Source organism: Microbulbifer variabilis (assembly GCF_052468405.1).
This window is the reverse complement of sequence record NZ_CP174343.1, coordinates 783,669-807,202: the sequence shown is the minus strand read 5'-3', so window position 1 is coordinate 807,202 and position 23,534 is coordinate 783,669. Positions and strand designations below refer to the sequence as shown.

Genomic DNA, 23,534 nt, shown 5'->3' with positions numbered 1-23,534 from the left:
AGCTTTTTGCTGCAAATAAGCTGGCTACCCCGTATTAATCATAGGTAGAAAGGGGCACTGCCAAAAAGTGCAACCTACAGCTGGGACAAGCCCCGCATAAGGTCGCGCTTGAGATCTTCCACATTTTCAAGCCCCACAGAAATGCGAATCAGGTTTTCGGTGATACCCGCACGGGCCCTGTCTTCATCGCTCAGGCGTCCGTGGGTGGTGGTGGCCGGATGCACGATCGTGCTCTTGGCATCACCGAGATTGGCTGTACAAGACAGGATTTTGCAACTGTCGATCACCTTCCAAGCCTGTTCCCTGCCACCGCGCACAGTGAAACTCAGCACGGCGCCGAAGGCATCCTGTTGCTCCCGAGCCAACCGGTGCTGGGGGTGCTTTGGCAAACCGGTGTAGTTGACTCTCTCCACCATCTCCTGCTCATCCAACCACCAGGCCAAATCGAGTGCATTAGTACAGTGGGCCTGCATCCTCAGCTTCAGCGTCTCCAAGCCCTTAAGGAATACCCAGGCATTGAAAGGGCTCATGCTGGGGCCAGCTGTGCGCAAAAATACCACCAACTCATCCATAATTTCCTTGCGCCCAACTGTGACGCCGCCAAGGGCACGCCCCTGGCCATCAAGGAATTTTGTCGCGGAGTGCACAACGATATCAGCGCCCAGCGACAACGGACGCTGTAGTGCCGGGGTACAGAAACAGTTATCCACCACCAGCAGAGCACCGGCACTATGTGCCACTTCCGCCAGGGCGCGAATATCTGCCACCTCGCACAGGGGGTTGGAAGGAGTCTCCATGAATAACAGCTTGGTAGAGCCGTCCACCGCCTGCTTCCAGGCATCCATATCAGTGAGATCCACGTAGCTTACGCGCACACCGAACTTTTCCATATAGCGTCCAAACAGTGCGGTAGTAGTACCAAATACGCTGCGGGAACAAATTACCCGATCACCACTTTTCAGCAAAGCCATGCAAATACTGAGGATCGCGGCCATACCACTGGAAGTCGCCACAGCTGCCTCACCGCCCTCTAGCGCGGCAATACGCTCTTCAAACATACGCACAGTGGGATTGGTGTAGCGGGAATAAACGTTACCGGAACTCTCGCCGGTAAAACGTGCGGCGGCTTCCGCAGCGGAGGGGAAAACGTAACTGGAGGTAAGATAGAGGGCCTCAGAGTGCTCGCCTTCCGGCGAACGGACCTGCCCGGCACGCACGGCCAGGGTTTCCAGAGCGTAACCGTCGTCTTCAAACATATACCGCTTCCTGGTCAGTATTTTTTGGAAGCGGTCATCTTAACCGAAACGGCCGTGCATGGCGCCCTCTTCTGCCGTGAAGAGGACGCTGGTCCAGGTCAATTACAAGGCGCTGGTATTGGCCTTCTTGCGCTTGGCATCGTCATTACGTGCCACATGCTGGTTATTGAGGTACTCCTCATCCACATCGCCAGTTACATAGTTTCCATCGAATACAGAGCAATCGAACTGCTCAATTTTCTGCTTGCCGCCACTGGAACTCACTACCAGGTCTTCCAGATCCTGGTAAACCAACCAATCTGCACCGATCTCCTGGCAGATCTCCTCAGTGGTGCGATCGTGGGCCACCAATTCATTGGCTGATGGCATATCAATACCGTACACATTCGGATATTTCACCGCAGGCGCTGCACTGGCGAAATACACTTTCGCAGCACCGGCATCACGGGCCATCTGGATAATCTGTTTACAGGTGGTACCGCGTACAATGGAGTCATCCACCAGCAGTACATTTTTGCCGCGGAATTCCAGCTCAATCGCGTTCAGCTTCTGGCGCACAGACTTCTTGCGCTGCTTCTGTCCCGGCATAATAAAGGTACGGCCGATATAGCGGTTTTTTACCATACCCTCGCGGAATTTAACCCCCAATCGGTGCGCCACAGTCTGGCCGGCAGTACGGGCGGAATCGGGAATTGGAATCACCACGTCGATATCGTGATCCGGACGCAGGCGCAGAATTTTATCTGCCAGGTGCTCACCCTGACGCAGACGCGCTTTGTGCACAGATACGCCGTCCATAATGGAATCCGGGCGGGCGAAATACACATGCTCGAAAATACAGGGGGTCAGGGACGGGTTTTCCGCACACTGCTCGGAATGCACGGTACCATCCAGCTCAATATACAGTGCCTCACCAGGAGCCACATCCCGCACCAGGGTATAACCCAGTACATCCAGGGCCACAGACTCAGAAGCCACCATATATTCGGTGCCCTTCTCGGTCTCGCGTTTGCCGTAAACCAGTGGGCGAATTCCATTTGGATCGCGGAATGCGACGATACCGTAGCCAACAATCAAGGCCACACAGGCATAAGCGCCACGCACACGTTTGTGTACTGCACGCATAGCGGTAAAGATGTCTTCTGCCTTGGGCTGCAACTTGTGCTGCTTGTGCAGCTCATGGGCAAACACATTCAACAATACTTCCGAGTCGGAATCAGTGTTGATATGACGCAGGTCCTGCTGGAAGATTTCGTCCATTACCTTGCGTACATTGGTGAGGTTGCCATTGTGAGCCATGGCAATGCCGTAAGGGGAGTTCACATAGAACGGTTGCGCCAGGGCGGGGCCGGAGCCTCCCGCAGTAGGGTAGCGCACATGGCCAATACCAAAATTACCTTTCAGGCGTTCCATATGGCGCGCACGGAATACATCGCGCACCAGGCCATTGGCCCTTTGCTGGTTCAGGCGATCATCGTCACAGGTTACGATGCCTGCGGCATCCTGCCCCCTGTGTTGCAATAGAGTGAGTCCATCATAGAGCTGTAGATTGACATCACTCTTACCGACGATACCGACGATACCACACATATATTTGACCCTATTGATCGAAAAGGCGGTGCTAGCGCCCGATTAAAATAACTCTACAAAAAAGTCCTTCACGGACTTGGCCAGCTCCCGCGCACTGCCCTCAAACTCGAGGAAATGGGGAATCAATACCGACTCACTCCACCAGCTGTCCTGCTCCACCGGCACCAGTGCCGGAGCCAGAATCAAAAGTGCCATCACCACAATTGCTCCCCGCACCAAGCCAAACACCATACCCAGCACACGGTCAGTGCCGGATAAACCGGTGGCCTCAACAAAAGCGGAAAGCATCATATTCAGGACAGCCCCAGCCAGGAGAGTGCCAAAGAACAGGATGGCAAAAGCGGCAATCACCTGAAGGGAAGGAGTATCGACGAGATTTGAAAGCAGAGGCGCAAGCTGGTCGCGAAACATCATTGCGACAATAAAGGCAGCGATCCAGGTGAGCAGTGACAGGGTCTCACGCACAAAACCCCGGCTAAGGCCGAAGAGTGTGGAAATACCCACAATAGCCAGGATGGTCCAGTCAGCCCAATTCATTCAACCCTACCTGCGTGGCGGCTGCTGCCGCGAAGAGCGCGCATTCTAACTTAAGGGGCTAGGCGCGTGAAGCCGTAGGCCAACCGATTGGAATTTAATACCCAGAGAACAAGTATCCGTGGAAGATTGACGGTCCAGCTGTGAATTTCTGCCGAATAAAAGTGCATTGGAAGTCAAGGGTCACCGGTGGCAACAACGTCCACCGGGCCATTAAAAAGGGATTACAAATAGCAATTGCTGTTACGCTTTGAAGCGCAGTACCAAGGTTTGGGCTTCCAGCAGGGCGTCCAGCTTCGATTTCAGAGCCTGGGCTTCCGCTTTCTCCACGTTAGGTCCCACAAAGACCCTCACATAACGCCCCTTATCAGTTTCAACCGCCCGAGTATAAGCGCGATACCCCTCGTCCATAAGACGCATACGCAGCTGATCCGCACGGGAGGCATCACGATAAGAGGCCACTTGCACTACCCAAGCCACAGGCAGACCCTGAGTATCCACTAAGGCGGAAGACCCTTTTTGTGGGGCTGAGCGGACGGGGATATCAGGCACAGTATTATCGTCGGGTACCCCACCGACCGCTGCCGTAGTCTCTTCGGTCGCAGTTGCCGCCTTGGGATTGGAAAACTGCTCAGGTACTTCCGGCTGGAAAGCCTCTCCGGGCACCGGGGCTGGTGCCACATTGGCAACAGGCTCAGGCTTGGCAATCTCAATAGGCCGTATATCCGGTTCCGCTGGAATCTGGCTCACCTCACTGATGTAGCCTGACGACTCCCGGTCCAGCAGACTGGGCAGGAAAATGACAGCGAGCGCAGCCAATACCAGCGCACCGACGATACGCTGCTTGAAGCCATCGTTCAGCCGTCCCCTAAGGGGAGACTTATCCTCGCAATTCTCCATTATCCTCATCTCGCATCTGCTGCAGAACTTCCGCCACAGTAAAGAAGGATCCAAATACAAGCAACCTGTCCTGTGGACCGGTGGTCGCTAACAGCTGCTGTAAACCATCGGCGACAATTGGACAGCGGGCATCCACTTTAGTTACTTCAACACCCGCACCAGCAAGGCCACTGAGCAGTGCATCCGCTCCCGCAGCACGATCATTTCCGGGCAAAAGCGCTGGGTGCCAGTGGTTCACCTGGTTGCTCAGGGGGGCAAACAGCCCAATGAGATCCTTATCCGCCATAACCGCTACCAGGGCGTGGGTCTCTCCCGATACTGGGTTCGCATCCAACCAGCGGGCCAAATGCTCAGCCGCAGCGGGGTTATGCCCGACATCCAGTAACAGATTGCGATTGTGCCATAACAGCTGCTGGCATCGGCCCGGCAAGGTTATTTTTGCCAGGGCGCTCTCTACACCCTCCTCCGGCAGAACACCCAGTAGCACCAGTGCAGTTATTGCTGCAGCAATACTCGGGCGCGGCAGACTGATCGGCGGTATTGTCAGCTGCAGTTCGCCAAACTGGTATTTCTCTTCACCTTCACTTTGAGTAACAGAGAAATCCCGTCCAATAAAATAGCTCGAATTTGCCTGTTTTTCTGCCGCAGACAACACGGATTGCGGAGGATTCTTATCTGCACAGACAAACGGGGCTCCCGGTCTCAGGACACCCGCTTTCTCCCGGCCGATCACTTCCCTATCGCTTCCCAACCAATCCTCATGATCAATGGCCACGCTGGTGATAATTGCCAAATCCGCATCCACCAGGTTAACCGCATCCAGGCGCCCCCCAAGGCCGACCTCCAATAGTGCAAACTCAACCCCAGCGCGCTGGTACAGCCAGAGCGCCGCAAGGGTCGAGAACTCAAAATAAGTCAGGCTTATTTCACCGCGAGCAGTCTCCACCGCCTCAAAAGCGCGGACCAATTCCAGATCAGATACCTCGACACCATTGATCCGCACCCGCTCATTAAAACGCAGCAAATGTGGGGAACTATAGGCACCAACGGAATGGCCGGCAGCACACAGAAGGGCTTCCATTGTCGCCACGCAGGAGCCCTTTCCATTGGTGCCTGCCACCGTAATTACCGTAGGTGCCGGCTTTTGCACACCGAGGGTAGCGGCCACACTGGAAACCCGTTCCAGGCCAAGCTCAATTTCAGTTGGGTGCAACTGCTCAAGGCGGGAGAGCCAATCTTGCAATGAAGACATAGTTGGATAAATCACTGGTGGGAATTGGGCAGCCAGATTGTATTGTAACCGGCTGCCGATACGGGGGATGGAATATCAGTTACCGCTCAGTTTGCCCAGCAGGCGCGATACTGTGGAGCGCATATCCCTGCGCGGGATGATCATATCAATCGCCCCGTGCTCCAGCAGGAATTCACTGCGCTGGAAACCTTTGGGTAGTTTTTGGCGAATGGTCTGCTCGATAATATTGGGGCCGGCAAAACCAGCACGGGCACCGGGTTCAGCCGCATTGATATCGCCAAGCAAGGCCAGGGAAGCCGATACGCCACCGTAAACGGGGTCAGTCATGATCGAGATATAGGGCACCCCGGCCATCTTCATTTTTTCCAGCACTGCCGAGGTCTTGGCCATCTGCATCAGGGAGATCAAAGCTTCCTGCATACGAGCTCCTCCAGTAGCGGAGAAACACACCAGGGGGATGCGCTGTTCCAGGGCGCGCTGGGCTGCACGGGTGAAGCGCTCACCCACAACATAACCCATGGAACCGCCGTGGAAAGCAAACTCAAATGCCACCGCCACCAGGGGCTCACCCCTCAAAGTGCCTTGCATGGCAATAAGGGCATCTTTTTCACCGGTGGATTTTTGCGCCTGCAGCAAGCGGTCTTTATATTTTTTTACATCCTTGAACTTGAGGCGATCGACCGGTAATACATCGGTGGCCAGCTCTTCACGCCCCTCTTCATCCAGAAAAATATCCAGCCGTCGACGTGCACCAATCCTAATATGGTGGTCGCACTTAGGGCACACATCCAGGTTGCGCTCCAGCTCCGGGCGGTAAAGCATGGCGTCGCACTTGACGCACTTCTTCCAGACGCCTTCCGGAACCTTGCTGCTACCTGCGCGGCGCTCGGTGCGAATCACCGCGGGAACTATTTTTTCTAACCAGCTCATCTCGTTTCCAAATCCGGATACTTTCAATAGGCCGGCTCATTTTACCGACCAGTGAGTTTCAGGCTACGAATTAAAACACTAAGCAGAATTACAAACCCGGCCAGATCAGCCGCTATTTTTGGCTTTCTGGCCAGCCCTGTAACGGGACACCAAGCTAGATTAGCGGTCGAGAGCCTCGCGCATCTCACTGACAATTGCGCCAACCCTCTCCTTTGCTGCCACCAGATCTGCCGCCTCATTCACCGCCGTCACCAGGACACTCCCCACTACAGCGCCATCTCCGTGGGCACTTACTGAGCGTGCCGAGGCCCCGTCTTTAATACCGAAGCCTACACATAGTGGCAGGTCGGTGAAGCGGCGGATATGCTCGAGGTTGTCGCGCACTGAATCCAGATCCAGATGGCCTGCACCTGTTACCCCCTTCAGGGATACATAGTAAACAAAGCCACTCGCCAGGCCGGTAATCTCGCGAATACGCTCCTCAGTAGTGGTGGGGGTCAGCAGGAAGATATTGCGCAAGTTGCGCTCTGCCAACAAGCTATTGAGTGGACCTGCCTCTTCCGCAGGCAGATCCACTGTAAGCGCCCCATCAACACCGGCATCAAGCGCTGCATCGGCAAACTCCCGCTCCCCCATACGCTGGATCGGGTTGGCATAGCCCATCAGGATTACTGGCGTTTCCTCATCGACCTGACGGAATTCACGCACCGTGGCCAGGCACTTGCGCAGGGAGGCACCACTGGCCAACGCGCGCTCATGTCCCTTCTGGATTACCGGACCCTCAGCCATAGGATCTGAAAAAGGCACCCCCAATTCAATCATGTCGGCACCGCTGGCTACCAACTGGTGCATTAGCGGTACCGTATTCTCCAGGCCACCATCACCGGCGACAATATAAGTTACCAGGGCTTTACGACCCTCGCCGCGCAATCTGGAAAAGCGGCGGTCAATTCTGTTTTGTTCTGTCACTGTGTATTCCCTGAGCTACTCCTGGCTATCACCAGCTCACTTGGTCTGTATTCTCTGCCACCTGCCCGCCTCAACAAGCCGGCGCCAATCAGTTAAACCTCAATGCCATCAATAGCGGCAACGGTAAAAATATCCTTGTCCCCACGACCAGAAAGGTTCACAACAATATTCTGTTCCGGCTGCATGCTGGCAGCCAATTTCATCGCGTATGCAACAGCGTGGCTGGACTCCAGGGCCGGCAGAATACCTTCGGTTCGGGTAAGGCGACGGAAGGCATCGAGCGCCTCTTTGTCATCAGCAGTGACGTACTCTACGCGGCCAATATCTTTAAGCCAGGCGTGTTCGGGTCCAACACCCGGGTAATCGAGGCCTGCAGAAACAGAGTGAGTCTCGATAATCTGGCCATCCTCATCTTCCATCAGGTACGTGCGGTTGCCGTGCAGGACACCGGGGATACCATCGTTGAGCGGCGCCGCATGCTTACCGGAAGCCAGGCCCTCACCACCGGCCTCCACACCAAACATCTTCACATCGGCATCATTCAGGAAGGGGTGGAACAGGCCTATGGCATTGGAGCCCCCACCCACACAGGCCACCAGTGCGTCGGGCAGCTGGCCAAAATGCTCGAGGCTCTGGCGACGCGCTTCACGCCCAATAATGGAATTGAAGTCCCGCACCAATTGCGGATACGGATGGGGGCCGGCAACAGTTCCAATAATGTAGAAAGTGTTATCGACATTAGTAACCCAATCACGCATCGCTTCATTCATGGCGTCTTTGAGGGTTTTGGAGCCGGATTCCACCGGTACTACTTCAGCACCCAGGAGTTTCATACGGTAAACATTGGGAGACTGACGTTTAACATCTTCCGCCCCCATATAAACCGTGCACTGTAATCCCAGACGTGCGGCCACCGTTGCAGAAGCTACACCGTGCTGACCCGCACCGGTCTCTGCAATAACCCGGGTTTTTCCGCTGTGCTTGGCCAATAGTGCCTGGCCTACGGTATTGTTTACCTTGTGAGCCCCGGTGTGGTTGAGATCCTCGCGCTTAAGCCAGATACGCGCTCCACCGGCCTGCTCTGTCAGGCGATCAGCTAGATACAGGGGCGATGGCCGTCCGACATAGTGCGCAAGATCGTAGTCAAAAGCAGCGACAAACTCCGGATCATCTTTCAAGCGGCTGTACATCGCCTGCAGTTCATCCAATGCGCTGATCAGTGTCTCCGATACAAAGCGACCGCCGTACGGACCAAAATGCCCGCTGGCATCCGGAAAGGTGGAAAAATCAATAGCACCTGGCTTAGTCACACTCATACTCCGTCGATCACAAAAATTTCTTCTGTCTATTTACCTACTGATTAAAGCGCTACTCCTAACCACTTTAAACATTACCGGTCATTACTGTTGTAGATACTCCGCTCTACTTTTATTTACCGGCCAACACCGGTGGGCGACACCTCAATGTGCCACCTATTTTTACTCTGCGGTACCGAGCTGGCTACCCTTCGCCGCACGAATAAAGGCAGCTACTTTTTGCGGGTTTTTTTTACCCGGTGACTGCTCCACACCTCCGCTGACATCCACGCCTTGCGGGTGCGCAGCTTTGATGGCACTGGCGACATTATCCGGGTTCAACCCCCCGGCCAGAACAATGGGTCTGGAGCTACTTTGAGGCACCCGATCCCAGTCAAAGGTCTCTCCGGTACCACCGGGAACCCCTGGGCGATAGGCGTCCAGTAGGAAACCACGCGACTTAGGGTGTTCCTCCATTGCAGCAATGGTATCCAACCCCTCTTTCATTCGGAGGGCCTTTATATAGGGCCGGCGGAACTGTTCACAGTAACGGGCTCCCTCCTCACCATGGAACTGCAGGAGGTTAAGAGGCACGAGCTCCAGTGCCTGATCCACCTCACCCTGTGCAGCATTCACAAAGAGCCCTGTTAAGGTAACAAAGGGAGGAACTACAGCGGCGATAGCGGCAGCAGCCTTGGGATCGATATAGCGGGGGCTCGCCTTGTAGAACACCAGTCCCAGCGCATCAGCGCCAGCATCAACAGCCATAAGGGCATCTTCAGCACGGGTGATGCCACAAATCTTCACTTGCATTGCTAAACCTGAAGCCAGCCGACCGACCAGCAAAAACGAGGGAATTCCCGATACTAGCAGATTGGTGCAAGGTGTGAAACGCGTGCCACCCTAACCTATAAGGCCATTCTGACTACTACTCAACTATTCCAGTCATACAACCGGTAACTCTCCCAGAGACAAAGGCACCAGAAGTGGCCCAGGCTCACACTGGGGTAGTTGGAACTCCCGCGGGTATTGCACATCCACCAAATAAAGGCCAAATGGCGGTGCTGTAACCCCTCCTGCCGAGCGGTCGCGCTGGTCCAGCACCTCTTTTACCCATATCGGTGCCCGCTCTCCGCGCCCCACAGCCATTAGTACCCCAGTTATATTGCGCACCATATGATGCAGGAAGGCATCGGCACTTACTTCCAGAACGATCAGCTGCCCTACACGAGCAACGTCCAGGCGGGTAATTTCTCTAACCGGGCTCTTGGCTTGGCACTGGGAGGCCCGAAAGCTGGTAAAATCATGGCGGCCAATCAGGTAGTTTGCCCCCTCGCGCATAGCACCGAGATCCAGGGAGTGCTGGGTCCAGGTAACTTCCGCTGCGCTGTGGGCAGAACGAGTCGGCGCGCTGTGGATCAAATAGCGGTAACTGCGCGCATGGGCGGAAAAACGTGCATGGAATTGCGGGAGCATTTTGCGACACCAGCGCACACGCACAGAGTCTGGCAGCTTGGTATTCACTCCCTGTATCCAGGCCCGTTCTGGGCGCTGGGCGTGAGTATCAAAGTGAATAACCTGATTGGTGGCGTGAACGCCCGCGTCAGTACGCCCAGCACAGACCAGCGTTATGGGCTCTGCAGCGATAATGGACAAAGCCCGCTCAAGGTGAGCCTGCACTGTCTCCGCAGCTGATTTTTGCTTCTGAAAACCGTGCAATCGCGCACCACAATACTCAACCCCCAGAGCGAATCTACGCAGCCCATCCGGCAACTGCTCACCCGCTGGAACCTCGCCATTGGTTTTATAAATGTACTCGCGTTCTCTGGCCTGCATCATATTGAAAAACCACTCTTTGCCCCTCCCGATATCAGAGCGACAGCAACATCAATCAGATTAATGCCCCTAACGGACAGGAAAATAATGCTTCAGCCCAATAAAAAAACCTCGCAGCCTGTGCGAGGTTTTCTAAGGCGAAATACCAAGAAAATTTACACCATACGCTCCAGCATTTCCTCAGCGCGATTCCTATGCTCACCGCCTCCATCCTGGGCCACTTCCTTGAGGATATCCTTGGCGCCCTCTTTATCCCCCATATCCAGGTAAGCCTGGGCCAATTCCAGCTTGGTACCCATCTCGTCGCCGCCTTCGAGCAAGCTCAATTCCGAGTTGAGGTCACTTTCCAGGTTGAAATCCAAGTCGGCAAACTCAGACTCTCCTCCAGATTGCTCTTTTTCAGCCACAGCCTCAAGCTGCCCAGGCTCATCGGCTATAGCCCCCTCGCCAAGATCCGCGCCAGTCTCAAGAGTAAGGTCGCCATCAGTAGACTCATCAATCAGGGCAAACTCATCCTCTAGAGAGAACTCCTCCTCAATAGACTCCTCGCCCAGAGACAACTCCTCACCGGTTGCTTCCAAGGAGGCCATATCCAGCTCAAGATCCGTCTCCAGAGACAAATCACCACTATTATCGAGTTCAGCCGATTCACTGGAAACCGCTTCAGCTTCCACTGCCAATTCATCAGGAGAGGAAAGATCCGCGGCAATATCATCGAGATCGATATTGTCGAGATCCAACTCGGAATCGAGCTCTCCACCAATCATTTCAAGCTCACCCTCAGAGAACTCCTCCAGGGACAAATCGGCTTCACCTGCAGGGCTCTGCAAGTCTGCGAGATCCATATCGATAGCATCAAGATCCAGGTCCTGATCCAATTCAGCAGCTGGCTCTTCAGCCTGAGGCTCCTCAATAATCGATTTTACCTCATCCTCACCATCCATCATGGAGAGGTCCAGCTCGAAGTCCAAGCCACCTATAGACCCGCGGGCCTTGGCTTCAGAGGCCTCGGCAGCCGCACTTTCAATGGCTGGCTCCGCACTGTCACTTTCAAGCTCCAGGGCGTCAAGGTCCAACTCAGCGCTATCGAAGGCATCTATCGCTAACTCATCCCCAGAGGCCTCCTTCACTGCTGGCTCACCAAGGTCACCAGCTTCTGAATTGAGATCGCCGAGGTCCAGCTCACCCAGATCCAGATCATCGAGGCTTAGATCATTATCTGCCTGCAATGGGGTTTCGCTATCAGCCAACTGCGCTTCATTTTCCAGTGCGCCATTGAGATCAAGGTCATCCAGGTTGAATTCGCTTTCCAGGTCCGAAGCTTGGTCAGTACCAGAAACCGACTCATCAAAAGAGGTGTCCAGGTCGAGATCCAGGGACAACTCCTGTTCGGAATCGGCGCCGACAGGCTTTTCATCGCCCAGGGACAGATCCATGGTCAGATCATCGAGAAGCGACGTGTCACTGCTGAAATCATCAGCGGGGAGGGTTGACGGTTCAGCACTGGAAAAATCCTGGTCCAGGGCTGCACCGATATCATCCAACTGCGCCGCTTCCAGGGATTCACTGGAAAAATCCATTGACGGTGCTTCAAAATCCGGCGCCCCGGCAATGGTTTCCCGCAAACGCGCTGCGCGGTCAGCCACAGGGCCATCGCTAATACTGAGCAACTGCAGATAGTGCTCGTCAAATTTCTCTACATCCTGATGATGGGCATACACCTCCATCAGCATCAGGCGCGCATCCACCACTTGTGGGTCTTTTTCCAGGCCCTGTAACAGCTTGGCCTCAGCCTCTTCATACTGTCCCAGCGACAAATGAATTTCCGCCTCGGAAATAGGGTCATCGGTTCCCACATCCCCAAGATCGCCAAGGTCAAAAGTATCATCCGCCTCCATGCTTTCAACAGCGGCCAGGGTTTCATCCGGTTCCGCGTTTTCCATCGGAATCTCTATTGGCGCCCGCTCGGCAGCCATTTCCTGCTCCAGCTGCTGCTCGGCCTCTTGCTCAGCTTTACGGCGGCGCCAAGTAAAGAAGCCAAAAATACCGACCAGCAAGCCGGCAGCCCCAATACCGATGAACTGCATATTATCGCCGAGCCTCTCCATGAGAGTGGGCTCTGACTTGGTCTTGACCGAAACTACGCGATTGCGCGCTTCCGGCTCTACAGCAGCCGTTTCCACCTCAGGCTGCTCGGCTGTATCGAGAGATTCACCTTCACTCGCGGCAAGCATCTCTTCCTGCACGGTATCGATTTCTGCAGAGTCAATTTCACTGGGATCAAGCAGAGGATCAGACTGCTCTGCAGCTGCCTGTACCGCGCGCATCTCTTCATTGGAGACATCGACCAGAGCCTCCATGGTGTCAATCTGTTCATCGAGCTCTGCGATGCGCTCGCGTAGCTCGGTGTTTTCCAGCTGCGATTTATCCAGTTCTTCCTCTGCCACTGTCAGGTCGCCATCCAGCGCTTCGCTGTCTTCTGCTCCACTGCCAGAGCCGGAAGTAACGGATTCGTTATCACCTGGAGCGGCCAAGCTTACCCGCCCTTCAACAACATCATTGGCTACGGTCTCTTCGACCACAGCGCGGGCATCCAGGGGCGCAGCTGCAGCAATGTCTTCCGCACCTGTACGCTGGCGCCAGGAATCATTTTGCTGGGCAACCTCGGAGATCGCCTCGGTAAGGCTTAGGCTGCGCAGGTCATCAGCATTGGGCAAGCGCAGAACAGCGCCCTTTTTCAGCAGGTTGATATTGTCATTAATAAAGGCTTCAGGGTTCAGGCGCTGGATCGCCAGCATGGTCTGCTGCACTGAAAACTCGCGGCCAACGCGATTTTCCAAGGCGATCTCCCACAGAGTATCGGCGGAGGAAACCGGGCCATAAACCTGGCTGTTGCTGCCCGCGTCTTCCACAGAAGAAGCGCGTTGCGGCTGGCGCCGAACCGGCTCAGACTGCTGCGCCGTCGCAGGTTCACCAACCAACTCACTGTCCGGCTCAACCGTCGGCTGTTGAGCTGGCTGGAGGGGACGTTGAGCGGGACGCTGTACCGGAGTATCCCGACGGACTTGTTGGCGTTCACGTTCAGCAGCACGCACCGGTTGCTGGGCTGTGTTCGGCGAAAATGCCGGCAGATCCATCAACAGGGTATACTCGCGCAGCAGGCGGCCGCTGGGCCAGCGAGTCTCCACCAGGAAATTCAAGAAAGGCTCACGGATAGGCTCGCGGCTTGTTATGCGAATAACCGGCTTGGCACCCGAATAATCCACATCAAAGCGCAGTGAAGTGAGTAAATAGGCGCGCTCCACCCCGGCACGATTGAATTCATCCGGCCCCGCGAGGCGTACTTTAATCTCTGTGTCGTTCAGACCGCGCGTTTGCAGCAGTCCGATCTCCGCATTAAGTGGCTGATTAAGGGTGGAGTTGAGTTTGATCTCACCCAATCCGAGCGCTAGAGCCGCGTTGCTTCCCAGTGCACCGACTAGACCAACTGCAAGTGCCAGCTTACGCACACGCATATCCGATTCCCTTTATTGTTAGAATCTTCCCAGGGCTTCCGAAAAGCGCGCCTTCAGAAAATCCCCATTACTGAACGGTAATCGTTCGACTAATTGACCGCCTTTCAAGCGGCCACCAACTGTGGTGAATAATTCGCCACTCTCAGCCGGACCAAAGTTAAGATTACACCTTCACTATGGCCGCTAAGTATTAAATATCAGTAGTTTTTTAGCAACAAGTGAGCAATTTGTGCACAGTTCATTGCTACATCTTTTCGCAGGTTGTCTGATACTGCACAAAGATTTAGCTGACGCTTATTAAGTAGACTTTGGCGCAAGCGTCCGATGATTGTCACATCGCTGCCGACTGCGTTTTCTGCTGATGGCTGTTCCGCCAACTGCAGGCGAGCGCCATTGCCCAACAATGCGCACGCATTTTCCAAATCAACATCTTCCAACAGGGAAACACCCAAGTTAGCCAGCTGACCGTGAAATACGGAAACCGTGCTGATGTTGGCGTCCACCGCAACATTCTCGCCAAGCAGGCGGCGCAAATCATGGATCAGGGTCAGCTCACTCACAGTGTGACCACTGGCGAGCAGCCCCTCGCTAGCGCTTAGCAAATTAAAAGCCAAGCGGTGGCCGATCGCCGGATCAATTTCTGCCTCCTGTCCACTAAACATACGCGCCGTCTGTGCGGCCATTGAATCAATCGCAGCCTTCCCCAGCGCAGATACCGGCTGGCTCAACTGAACTTCGATAGCCTGCAACTTATCCTTCAGGGGGGCCAAGGCCTCCGCGACCATGGCGGCACCAGCACAGGGTAGGGTAACTAGGCGACGATCTGCATTCGCCAGATCCCCACTGTTAAACATCGGGTGGATCAAAACAGCACTTTCATCGCCTCGGGTATTGGCAGCCGCATCCACTATCCAGGCATCATTTTGCTCGGCCGCAGCCATGGCGGCTTGAACAGCATCACCGGCGCTCAATAGGAGAACCACCTGCTGGTCATTAAAAGCGAATTTTTCCAGGGACTGCACAGGAATATTGCGGTTAGCAAACACCTGCGGGTCCACTTCCCGGTCTTCGGTCTCCAGCAAACTCAGCTGTTCAGCGGTAATAATTTCCCGCTCCTCCAGTATTTCCAGCAGAGGGGCAAAGGCGGCGTTATCGACACCGACGATGACCAGTTCGCGGGCGGCTTCGGACATGGCTATTCACTTCGTTGAAATTGGAAAGGAAAAAATGAGGGGCGATTATACCTGTGAGGGAAAATCGAAAAAGCCGCTATGACAACCAGTAGCGGCTTTTTACGCGATGGGGTTCACAGCTTGGCGAAAAGTCCTCCATTAATAGGCACAAAAAAGATTGCCATTTGAGGACTTATCCAGGGCCGTACCAATTAAAGCTTGCCGAGCAAAATCAGAAGTATGCGGCGGAGGGGCTCTGCAGCACCCCACAGCAGTTGGTCCCCCACAGTGAAAGCGTTCAAGTACTCAGGCCCCATACTCAACTTGCGCAGACGCCCCACCGGGATATCCAGTTTGCCAGTCACGGCAGTGGGAGTCAGCGACTGTAAAGTAGCCTCGCGATCATTGGGCACGACGCTGACCCATTCATTTGCCGCACCTATCAACTGATCAATATCTGCCATAGGCAGGTCTTTCTTCAGCTTCACAGTAAAAGCCTGACTGTGGCAGCGCATCGCACCAATACGCACACAGGTACCATCCACCGGAATTGGAGCAGTTGTCTGCAGGATTTTGTTCGCTTCAACCTGAGCTTTCCACTCTTCACGGCTTTGGCCATTTTCAAGCTGGGCATCAATCCATGGCAGAAGGCTGCCAGCCAGGGGGGCACCGAACTCGGCAGTGGGAAATTCAACCGACCGCATATCCGCAGCCACCTTGCGATCAATTTCCAGAATCGCGCTGGCGGGGTCGGCGAGCTCACCGCTAACACCGTCGCGAATAGCGCCCATCTGCCCAATGAGCTCCCGCATATTGCGGGCACCGGCACCACTGGCGGCCTGGTAGGTCATGGCTGTAACCCACTCCACCATACCGGCTTTAAACAAACCACCGAGAGCCATCAACATCAGGCTAACGGTGCAGTTGCCACCAATAAAATTCTTTTGCCCGGCTTCTATGGCGCGATCGATAACATCGCGGTTAACCGGATCCAGAACGATTACGGCATCGTCCTGCATACGTAAACTCGAGGCGGCATCTATCCAGTAGCCATTCCAGCCTGCGTCACGAAGGCGGGAGAAAACCTCCTTTGTATAGTCACCACCCTGACAGCTGACAATCGCATCTAACTCTGCCAATGCATTGATATCGTAGGCATCGCCCAAAGGCGGCAGTTCACGGTCAATATCCGGTGCCTTTCCACCCGCATTGGAAGTGGAAAAAAAAACCGGTTCAACGATATGGGCAAAGTCATCCTCTGAGCGCATGCGCTCCAGTAATACCGAACCGACCATGCCGCGCCAGCCGATAAAACCAATTTTTTGCATTGCGATATCCTGTGTGTGATGTGATCAAAGTGCGCCGCCGGGAAAGCGGCGCGATAGTGAAATCGGGGATTAAAGTGCAGCGACGACGGCAGCCCCCATTTCTGCGGTGGTGACTTTCTGGCTGCCCTCAGTATAAATATCCGCGGTGCGCAACCCCTGCTCCAACACCTTGCTCACCGCGGCCTCAATGGCTTCTGCTGCCTCACTCATATTGAGGGAGTAACGCAGCATCATCGCAGCGGACAGAATCGTTGCCAATGGATTGGCAATACCCTGCCCTGCGATATCCGGCGCGGAACCGTGGCAGGGCTCATAAAGGCCAAAACCACTTTCATTCAAGGAGGCAGAAGGCAACATGCCAATGGAGCCCGTAAGCATGGCGGCGGCATCTGAGAGAATATCGCCGAACATATTACCGGTGACCATTACGTCGAACTGCTTGGGCGCACGCACCAATTGCATCGCAGCGTTGTCCACGTACATATGGGACAGTTCAACATCGGGGTACTCCGGTGCCAGACGATCCAATACCTCTCTCCAAAGTACAGTGACTTCGAGCACATTAGCCTTATCCACAGAGCAGAGTTTACCGCTGCGTTTTTGCGCCGCCTCGAAGGCACTGCGCGCAATACGCTCAATTTCCGACTCACTGTAGACATAGGTGTTAAAGCCCTGGCGTTCGCCATTTTCCAGAGTCTGGATACCCCGAGGCTCACCAAAGTAAATGCCGCCAGTCAGCTCACGTACAATCAAAATATCCAGCCCTGAAACCACCTCCGGTTTCAGGGAGGAAGCATCTGCTAATTGGGGGTAAAGAATTGCCGGGCGCAAATTGGCGTATAAGCCGAGGCCACTGCGGATTTTCAACAGGCCTTTCTCCGGACGAATTTCTCTCTCCAGGGTATCCCACTGGGGACCACCAACAGCACCGAGTAATACTGCATCACACTCGCCAGCAGCCTTGAGCACCTCATCGGTGAGGGGCTCACCATGGGCATCAATTGAGGAACCCCCAATCAGCCCCTGTTCAAAACTAAGCCCCAAATTAAATTTTCCAGACGCGACTTCCAGTACCGCCATCGCCTGCTCAACAATTTCCGGGCCAATGCCGTCGCCCGGCAAAATCATTACTTTCTTTGTCACAGGAATTTCCTTTAATTACTGAACCGCATCAAAAAGCCATGGGGCTTTTTCACGTCGCACCTCTTCATAAGCACGAATATCTTCTGAGTGCTCCAATGTCAGGCCGATGTGATCAAGGCCATTAAGCAAGCAGTGCTTGTGGAACGCATCTACCTCAAAGGGAATCACTTCGCCGCAGGGTTTGCGCACATGCTGCTGCTCCAGATCAATGGTCAGTGAATATCCTTCCTGCCCATGAGTTTCTTCAAACAACTGATGTACTACCTCCTCCGGTAATACAATCGGCAACAGGCCGTTTTTAAAACAGTTATTGAAGAAGATATCGGCGAAACTGGGGGCGATAACTGCACGAAAACCGTGATCATCCAGCGCCCAAGGCGCATGCTCACGACTGGAACCACAACCGAAATTCTCGCGCGCAAGTAATACCGAACCACCCTGGTAACGCGGGAAATTTAGTGGGAAATCTGGATTAACAGGGCGGTTTGAGCAGTCCTGCCCAGGGAATCCCTCGTCCAGGTAGCGCAGCTCATCAAACAAATTGGGGCCAAACCCGGTGCGCTTGATGGACTTAAGAAATTGCTTGGGAATTATCAGGTCGGTGTCCACGTTGGCCCGGTCCATCGGCACCACAAGACCTTCATGTTGGGTAAACGCTTTCATCAGGCCATCTCCTCTTCCGCTCGCACCGTCGCCATTTCACGCACATCGACAAAGTGTCCCGCAATTGCTGCGGCTGCCGCCATACTGGGGCTCACCAAGTGGGTGCGCCCACCATAGCCCTGACGTCCTTCAAAGTTGCGATTAGAGGTTGAGGCACAGTGTTCACCAGCCCCCAACTTATCTGCATTCATAGCAAGGCACATAGAGCAGGAGGGCTCTCGCCACTCAAAGCCTGCCTGCTCAAAGATTGCATGTAACCCTTCCTGTTCCGCCTGAGCCTTCACCGCCTGAGAACCGGGTACAACCAATACCTGCTTGACGCTATCTGCTTTGTACCGGCCTTGGACCACTTCAGCAGCAGCGCGCAGATCTTCGATCCGGGAATTTGTACAGGAGCCGATAAATACCCGATCCAGGCGAATATCACTAATCTTTTGCCCGGCCTCAAGGCCCATATAGTCGAGAGCGCGCTCCATTCCAGTACGCTTGGTAGCATCACTTTCGGCAGAGGGATCTGGCACTTTGGCACTGATCGAGGCCACCATTTCCGGTGAAGTACCCCAACTCACCTGGGGTTCGATATCTTCACCGCGCAATTCCACCACCGCATCAAACTCGGCGTCATCATCGGAATGCAGGTGACTCCAGGCCTCAACCGCTCTGTCCCACTGCCCACCTTTTGGCGCGTAGGGTTTGCCTTTCACATAGTCGAGAGTGATCTGGTCAACCGAGACCATGCCGGCACGGGCACCGCCCTCAATCGCCATGTTACAAACGGTCATGCGACCTTCCATGGACATGTTGCGGATAACCTCACCGCCGAACTCAATCGCATAGCCAGTGCCCCCGGCGGTGCCGATCTTACCGATAATCGCCAGCACCACATCTTTGGCGGTAACGCCTGGACGGAGTTCGCCGTCTACGCGCACCAGCATATTTTTCATCTTCTTCTGGGTCAGGCACTGGGTGGCCATGACATGCTCCACTTCAGAAGTGCCTATGCCGTGGGCCAGCGCGCCCAGAGCACCATGGGTAGAGGTGTGTGAGTCACCACATACCACGGTCATACCGGGCAGAGTCGCCCCGGTCTCAGGACCAATAACATGCACAATGCCCTGACCCGGTTCGTTAATGCCAAACTGCACCACATCGAAATCCCGGCAGTTCTCATCCAAAGTTTGTACCTGAATGCGGGAAATATCGTCACGGATACCGCTCACGCCTGCGGCGCGCTCCGTGCTCTCGGAAGGCACATTGTGATCCGGTGTCGCCACTAGGGAATCCTTGCGCCAGGGTCTGCGCCCTGCCAGTCGAAGGCCCTCAAATGCCTGTGGGGAAGTCACTTCGTGAATCAAGTGACGGTCGATGTAAATAAGCGCCGAGCCATCATCACTGGTCTTGACCAGATGGTCTTGCCACAGTTTGTCGTAGAGTGTTTGCCCTGCCACAGCCAGTCCTCTCAATTGTTTAGAGAACGAGTCTACCCAGCAGCAACAAATAACACCAATTTATATTTATTATCACAAGTATTCCATAATGGAATTCAAAGCTCATCCTGAAGTAGCATGTAAGCTGGGTCGCTTCATACACCGCCAACAATATTCCCGCAACCCATAAAACGAGGCTAAAAAATTTGGAAATTCAATGGCTTAAAGCATTTTTAGCAATTGCTGAGAGAGGCTCTGTCTCCGAGGGGGCGACTCAGCTTCACCTGACGCAGCCCGCGGTAAGCAAGCGCCTCGCCGCCCTCGAACAGCAACTTGGCGCGACATTATTCAACCGCATCGGCCGGCGCCTACAGCTGACTGATGCCGGCCGCGTGCTACTGCCCCGCGCCCGACATATTCTCAACGAAATCAGTGATGCAGAGCGGGAGTTACGCGCCCTCAGCAACTCGGTGAGCGGCAGCTTGCGCATTGCTACCAGCCACCATGTGGGACTGCACCACTTGCCACCGGTGCTTAGAGAGTTCAGTAACCGCTATCCAGAAGTGGCCCTCGATATCGATTTCCTGGATTCCGAACAGGCTTATGAGGCACTGATGGCAGCCAAGTATGAGCTGGCAGTTGTAACTCTGGCCCTGAAAGAATACCCGCACCTCAATGCACAGGTTATCTGGCCCGACCCCTGTGTGGTGGTAGCCGCTCCAGAACACCCCCTGACAAAAATTCCCGCGCTGGAACTGGCCGACCTGGCCGACTATCCCGCCATACTGCCGGACCTCAATACCTATACCGGGCGCCTGATTAAACGCGAGTTTGATGCACAAGGGCTAAAACTCAGCGCCAAATTAGCGACCAACTTCCTGGAGACTATCAAGATGATGGCCTGTGTGGGCCTTGGCTGGAGTGTACTGCCCCACACGCTGGTCGATGAAAGCCTCGCTGTATTACCAGTGAAGAAACTGCAGGTGCTGCGCAACCTGGGTGTCATCAGTCATCGCGGTCGCACCTTGAGCAATGCCGCCAGTGCCCTACAAGAAATGTTATTTGAAGCAGCCAATTAAACCAGCGCAAAAGGAAAAATATCACAAGCTCATTTAGTGAGACTTGGCTGACTAATCCGGAGCCAATCGCAATACATTAAAGGAGGCGGAGAGCTGAACCCCAACAGCACGACGCTTTTACACGCCAGTTTTGCTTATCCGTTCAAAAAGATTTGTAAAAATGTGCAACTTACAGCGGCACATAAAAAATATATCTGTACACTCCGCGACAAATTCATCACGGAGAGAAGTCCATGAAAAAAACCGCAATTGCTTTCAGTGCCCTCCTCGCCTGCACTACTGCCAGCGCAGATACCATACTTGGTTTTGATGCCACAGCAGGCGTCTGGCTCCCAGGTTACACCGGTGGCATTGGCAATGATGACTATGATTTGGACAATCTCTCCCTCAGTGAAGACAACATTACCTTTATTCAGGCGGCCCTGGAGCACCCGATACCACTGGTCCCCAATATCCTGTTAGCCCACAGCAAGATTGACACCGATGGTGCCGCACTATTGGAGGGCTCTGTAACCTTCGACGATGAAACCTTCCTGGTAGGCTCAGAGATCACCACTGACCTCACCCTTACACACACCGATGCCACCTTCTACTACGAAGTGCTGGATAACTGGGTGAATTTAGACATAGGCCTGACTGCGCGCATGTATGACGGAGAATTTACTGCGGTAAGCGAAACCCAGGCAGAAACTGTCGACCTCACCGGTTACTTGCCAATGGCCTACGCTATGGCGCGTTTCGACCTGCCATTTACCGGCTGGTCGGTTATTGCTCAAGGTAATGGTACGGCATACCGAGGTGATACCCACACAGACCTCACCGCAAAAGTACGCTGGGATTTCGTACCGGCAATTGATTTGGCTATCGAGGCAGGCTATCGGGTAATGAGCCTTGACCTGGAAGAGTTGGACGACCTGCAGAGCGATATCGAAATTAAAGGTCCCTATATTGGACTCAACCTGCACCTGTAAATAGCCCTGCCCCACCTACTCGAAATAACCGCAGCGCGGTATAGCTACCGCGCGCAAACTACCTTAATGTAGTAAGACAAATATCAGAGAGGCCGGTGGGATGGCGGAAGCACTATTGGAAAGACTGGGAGTTCCGCACCCAATACTCCAGGCACCCATGGCAGGTGTTTCTAGCCCAGAACTGGCCGCTGCTGTTTCTAATGCAGGCGGCCTGGGCGCTCTTGGCCTCGGTGCAAGTTCACCACAAAAAGCTGCAGAGCAAATCCGCCAAACCCGGGCACTAACCTGCGCTCCATTTAACGTAAACCTCTTCTGCCATCAGCCAGCTATTGCAGACGCTAAACGCGAAGCAGATTGGCTTGCCCACCTCGCTCCTTACTTTGCCGCCCTGAAGGCGACACCACCTAAAGAACTCCATGAGCCCTACTATAGCTTTATCGGTAATAGTGAAATGCTGTCAGTAATTCTGGAAGAGAGGCCAGCCGTAGTCAGCTTTCATTTTGGCTTACCAGAGCAATCCGCTATCGACACCCTGAAAGATGCAGGTATTACTCTTCTAGCTACCGCCACAAATCTTATAGAGGCACAACTTATTGAAGAAGCCGGCATTGACGCCGTAATTGCACAAGGTATAGAAGCCGGTGGTCACAGAGGTGTATTCGAACCAGAGCTTGATGAGGAGCTAGGCACTTTGGCACTAGTAAGGCTACTGAGCTGCCAACACCGCCTACCGGTTATTGCCGCAGGAGGCATAATGGATGGAGCGGGTATTCAGGCAGCTTTTTCCCTGGGTGCCAGTGCGGTGCAGATGGGGACAGCTTTTGTTCTATGCCCTGAATCCGCCGCTAATGATACCTTTCGCAAATCCCTTCAGAGTGAGCGGGCACACAACACCGCAATTACCACTAACATTTCCGGGCGCCCTGCCCGGGGAGTCAGCAATCGCTTTTATCGAGAGCTGGATATAAATGCCCCTGCCCGCCCGGACTACCCTATATGCTACAGTGCAGGTAAAGCACTTGCCGCCGCAGCAGCCAATGCTGGCAGCGAGGACTTTTCAGTCCAATGGGCAGGCCAGGGCGCCCCATTAGCCAGAGCCTTACCTGCAAGCGAATTAATGACAACTTTACTCGCAGAGATCGAAGCCTGCAGCTAGTTTAGAAAAATATATTAGCGGATCTATACCTATCCCTTTTTCTGGGCACAGGCTCACCTGATACACACACTAGTGATCTTGTTTTTTGGCGGAGGAAGAGAAATTCCGAATAAGAGCGGTAGCAGTAGACCTGGCAATCAAGGTTCCCTCCTGGAAAAGTTCTCCCTCAAGGAAACAAACACTAGCCCCCTTGGAAACAACCCTCCCCCATCCATATAGCTTACCGATTACAGCAGGTGCAATAAAGTTTATTTTCAGCTCTAAAGTTGGCGCAAACTCATTATCCTCAAGGGTTACAGCAAGCGCCGGCCCCATAGTATCGTCGAGCATGGCGGATAGAAATCCTCCCTGGATATTCCCCACAGGATTGGTAAAAGCCTCTTTCGCCTCAAACTCAACCTTTACCTTTCCTTTTTTGCAATCTATCTCCAGTATTTTTGCACCAAGAGTTTGTGCCGCATTAGGCATAGGTAAATTGCCATCCAACATTTTATGAAACATCCCTTTGCTCATTAACA

The 23,534-nt window shown here is 54.1% G+C and carries 20 protein-coding genes; 3 read left to right on the top strand and 17 right to left on the bottom strand.

Annotated elements, in window-relative coordinates:
• Positions 1–74: 74 nt before the first annotated feature.
• From ACJJJB_RS03925 to leuC, 16 genes are all read right to left on the bottom strand, one after another.
• Positions 75–1,256 carry an O-succinylhomoserine sulfhydrylase gene (locus ACJJJB_RS03925; RefSeq protein WP_445365773.1) on the bottom strand — a complete coding sequence of 394 codons (1,182 nt, stop codon included), beginning with the start codon at positions 1,254–1,256 and terminating at the stop codon, positions 75–77.
• Between the two features lie 102 nt (positions 1,257–1,358).
• On the bottom strand, positions 1,359–2,846 hold the full coding sequence (gene purF / locus ACJJJB_RS03920) for an amidophosphoribosyltransferase (RefSeq protein ID WP_020411770.1): 1,488 nt from the start codon (positions 2,844–2,846) through the stop codon (positions 1,359–1,361).
• Between the two features lie 42 nt (positions 2,847–2,888).
• A complete protein-coding gene (locus ACJJJB_RS03915; protein ID WP_020411769.1) occupies positions 2,889–3,383 on the bottom strand; it encodes a CvpA family protein in 495 nt (164 codons plus the stop codon).
• Positions 3,384–3,623: 240 nt separating this feature from the next.
• The gene (locus tag ACJJJB_RS03910) at positions 3,624–4,280 is read right to left on the bottom strand and encodes an SPOR domain-containing protein (protein ID WP_282951221.1); all 657 of its coding nucleotides are present in this window, start codon (positions 4,278–4,280) and stop codon (positions 3,624–3,626) included.
• Positions 4,261–5,532, bottom strand: coding sequence for a bifunctional tetrahydrofolate synthase/dihydrofolate synthase (gene folC, locus ACJJJB_RS03905; RefSeq protein ID WP_444945405.1), 1,272 nt, complete (start codon positions 5,530–5,532; stop codon positions 4,261–4,263). Before folC ends, ACJJJB_RS03910 begins: the two co-directional genes overlap by 20 nt.
• Positions 5,533–5,607: 75 nt before the next feature.
• Complete coding sequence (gene accD / locus ACJJJB_RS03900; protein ID WP_020411766.1) at positions 5,608–6,462, bottom strand: acetyl-CoA carboxylase, carboxyltransferase subunit beta; 855 nt, start codon at positions 6,460–6,462, stop codon at positions 5,608–5,610.
• A 159-nt stretch (positions 6,463–6,621) separates the two neighbouring features.
• The gene (gene trpA, locus ACJJJB_RS03895; protein ID WP_020411765.1) at positions 6,622–7,431 is read right to left on the bottom strand and encodes a tryptophan synthase subunit alpha; all 810 of its coding nucleotides are present in this window, start codon (positions 7,429–7,431) and stop codon (positions 6,622–6,624) included.
• 92 nt (positions 7,432–7,523) lie between these two features.
• Positions 7,524–8,747, bottom strand: a complete 1,224-nt coding sequence (trpB, locus tag ACJJJB_RS03890; RefSeq protein WP_445365772.1) for a tryptophan synthase subunit beta — start codon at positions 8,745–8,747, stop codon at positions 7,524–7,526.
• A 162-nt stretch (positions 8,748–8,909) separates the two neighbouring features.
• Positions 8,910–9,539: a phosphoribosylanthranilate isomerase gene (locus ACJJJB_RS03885; protein WP_040628161.1), complete on the bottom strand. Its 630-nt coding sequence runs from the start codon at positions 9,537–9,539 to the stop codon at positions 8,910–8,912.
• 132 nt (positions 9,540–9,671) lie between these two features.
• A complete protein-coding gene (gene truA, locus ACJJJB_RS03880) occupies positions 9,672–10,565 on the bottom strand; it encodes a tRNA pseudouridine(38-40) synthase TruA (protein ID WP_445365771.1) in 894 nt (297 codons plus the stop codon).
• A 152-nt stretch (positions 10,566–10,717) separates the two neighbouring features.
• Positions 10,718–14,077 (bottom strand): motility hub landmark protein FimV, encoded by a 3,360-nt coding sequence (locus ACJJJB_RS03875; protein WP_445365770.1) that lies wholly within the window; start codon positions 14,075–14,077, stop codon positions 10,718–10,720.
• A gap of 197 nt (positions 14,078–14,274) precedes the next feature.
• Positions 14,275–15,270, bottom strand: coding sequence for an Asd/ArgC dimerization domain-containing protein (locus ACJJJB_RS03870; RefSeq protein ID WP_445365769.1), 996 nt, complete (start codon positions 15,268–15,270; stop codon positions 14,275–14,277).
• Positions 15,271–15,461: 191 nt separating this feature from the next.
• The gene (gene asd, locus ACJJJB_RS03865) at positions 15,462–16,577 is read right to left on the bottom strand and encodes an aspartate-semialdehyde dehydrogenase (protein ID WP_445365768.1); all 1,116 of its coding nucleotides are present in this window, start codon (positions 16,575–16,577) and stop codon (positions 15,462–15,464) included.
• Between the two features lie 69 nt (positions 16,578–16,646).
• The gene (leuB, locus tag ACJJJB_RS03860; RefSeq protein ID WP_425411203.1) at positions 16,647–17,705 is read right to left on the bottom strand and encodes a 3-isopropylmalate dehydrogenase; all 1,059 of its coding nucleotides are present in this window, start codon (positions 17,703–17,705) and stop codon (positions 16,647–16,649) included.
• A gap of 30 nt (positions 17,706–17,735) precedes the next feature.
• Positions 17,736–18,383, bottom strand: coding sequence for a 3-isopropylmalate dehydratase small subunit (gene leuD, locus ACJJJB_RS03855; protein WP_020411757.1), 648 nt, complete (start codon positions 18,381–18,383; stop codon positions 17,736–17,738).
• Positions 18,383–19,831, bottom strand: coding sequence for a 3-isopropylmalate dehydratase large subunit (leuC, locus tag ACJJJB_RS03850; protein ID WP_020411756.1), 1,449 nt, complete (start codon positions 19,829–19,831; stop codon positions 18,383–18,385). Before leuC ends, leuD begins: the two co-directional genes overlap by 1 nt.
• Before the next feature lie 185 nt (positions 19,832–20,016).
• On the opposite strand from leuC, the gene ACJJJB_RS03845 reads away from it, so the two are divergent.
• From ACJJJB_RS03845 to ACJJJB_RS03835, 3 genes are all read left to right on the top strand, one after another.
• On the top strand, positions 20,017–20,889 hold the full coding sequence (locus ACJJJB_RS03845) for a LysR family transcriptional regulator (protein ID WP_020411755.1): 873 nt from the start codon (positions 20,017–20,019) through the stop codon (positions 20,887–20,889).
• A 233-nt stretch (positions 20,890–21,122) separates the two neighbouring features.
• The gene (locus tag ACJJJB_RS03840) at positions 21,123–21,860 is read left to right on the top strand and encodes a TIGR04219 family outer membrane beta-barrel protein (RefSeq protein ID WP_020411754.1); all 738 of its coding nucleotides are present in this window, start codon (positions 21,123–21,125) and stop codon (positions 21,858–21,860) included.
• 100 nt (positions 21,861–21,960) lie between these two features.
• A complete protein-coding gene (locus ACJJJB_RS03835; RefSeq protein ID WP_444945410.1) occupies positions 21,961–23,016 on the top strand; it encodes an NAD(P)H-dependent flavin oxidoreductase in 1,056 nt (351 codons plus the stop codon).
• A 69-nt stretch (positions 23,017–23,085) separates the two neighbouring features.
• Here the strand turns inward: ACJJJB_RS03835 and ACJJJB_RS03830 are convergent, their stop codons facing one another.
• Positions 23,086–23,529: a PaaI family thioesterase gene (locus tag ACJJJB_RS03830; RefSeq protein ID WP_445365767.1), complete on the bottom strand. Its 444-nt coding sequence runs from the start codon at positions 23,527–23,529 to the stop codon at positions 23,086–23,088.
• Positions 23,530–23,534 lie beyond the last annotated feature (5 nt).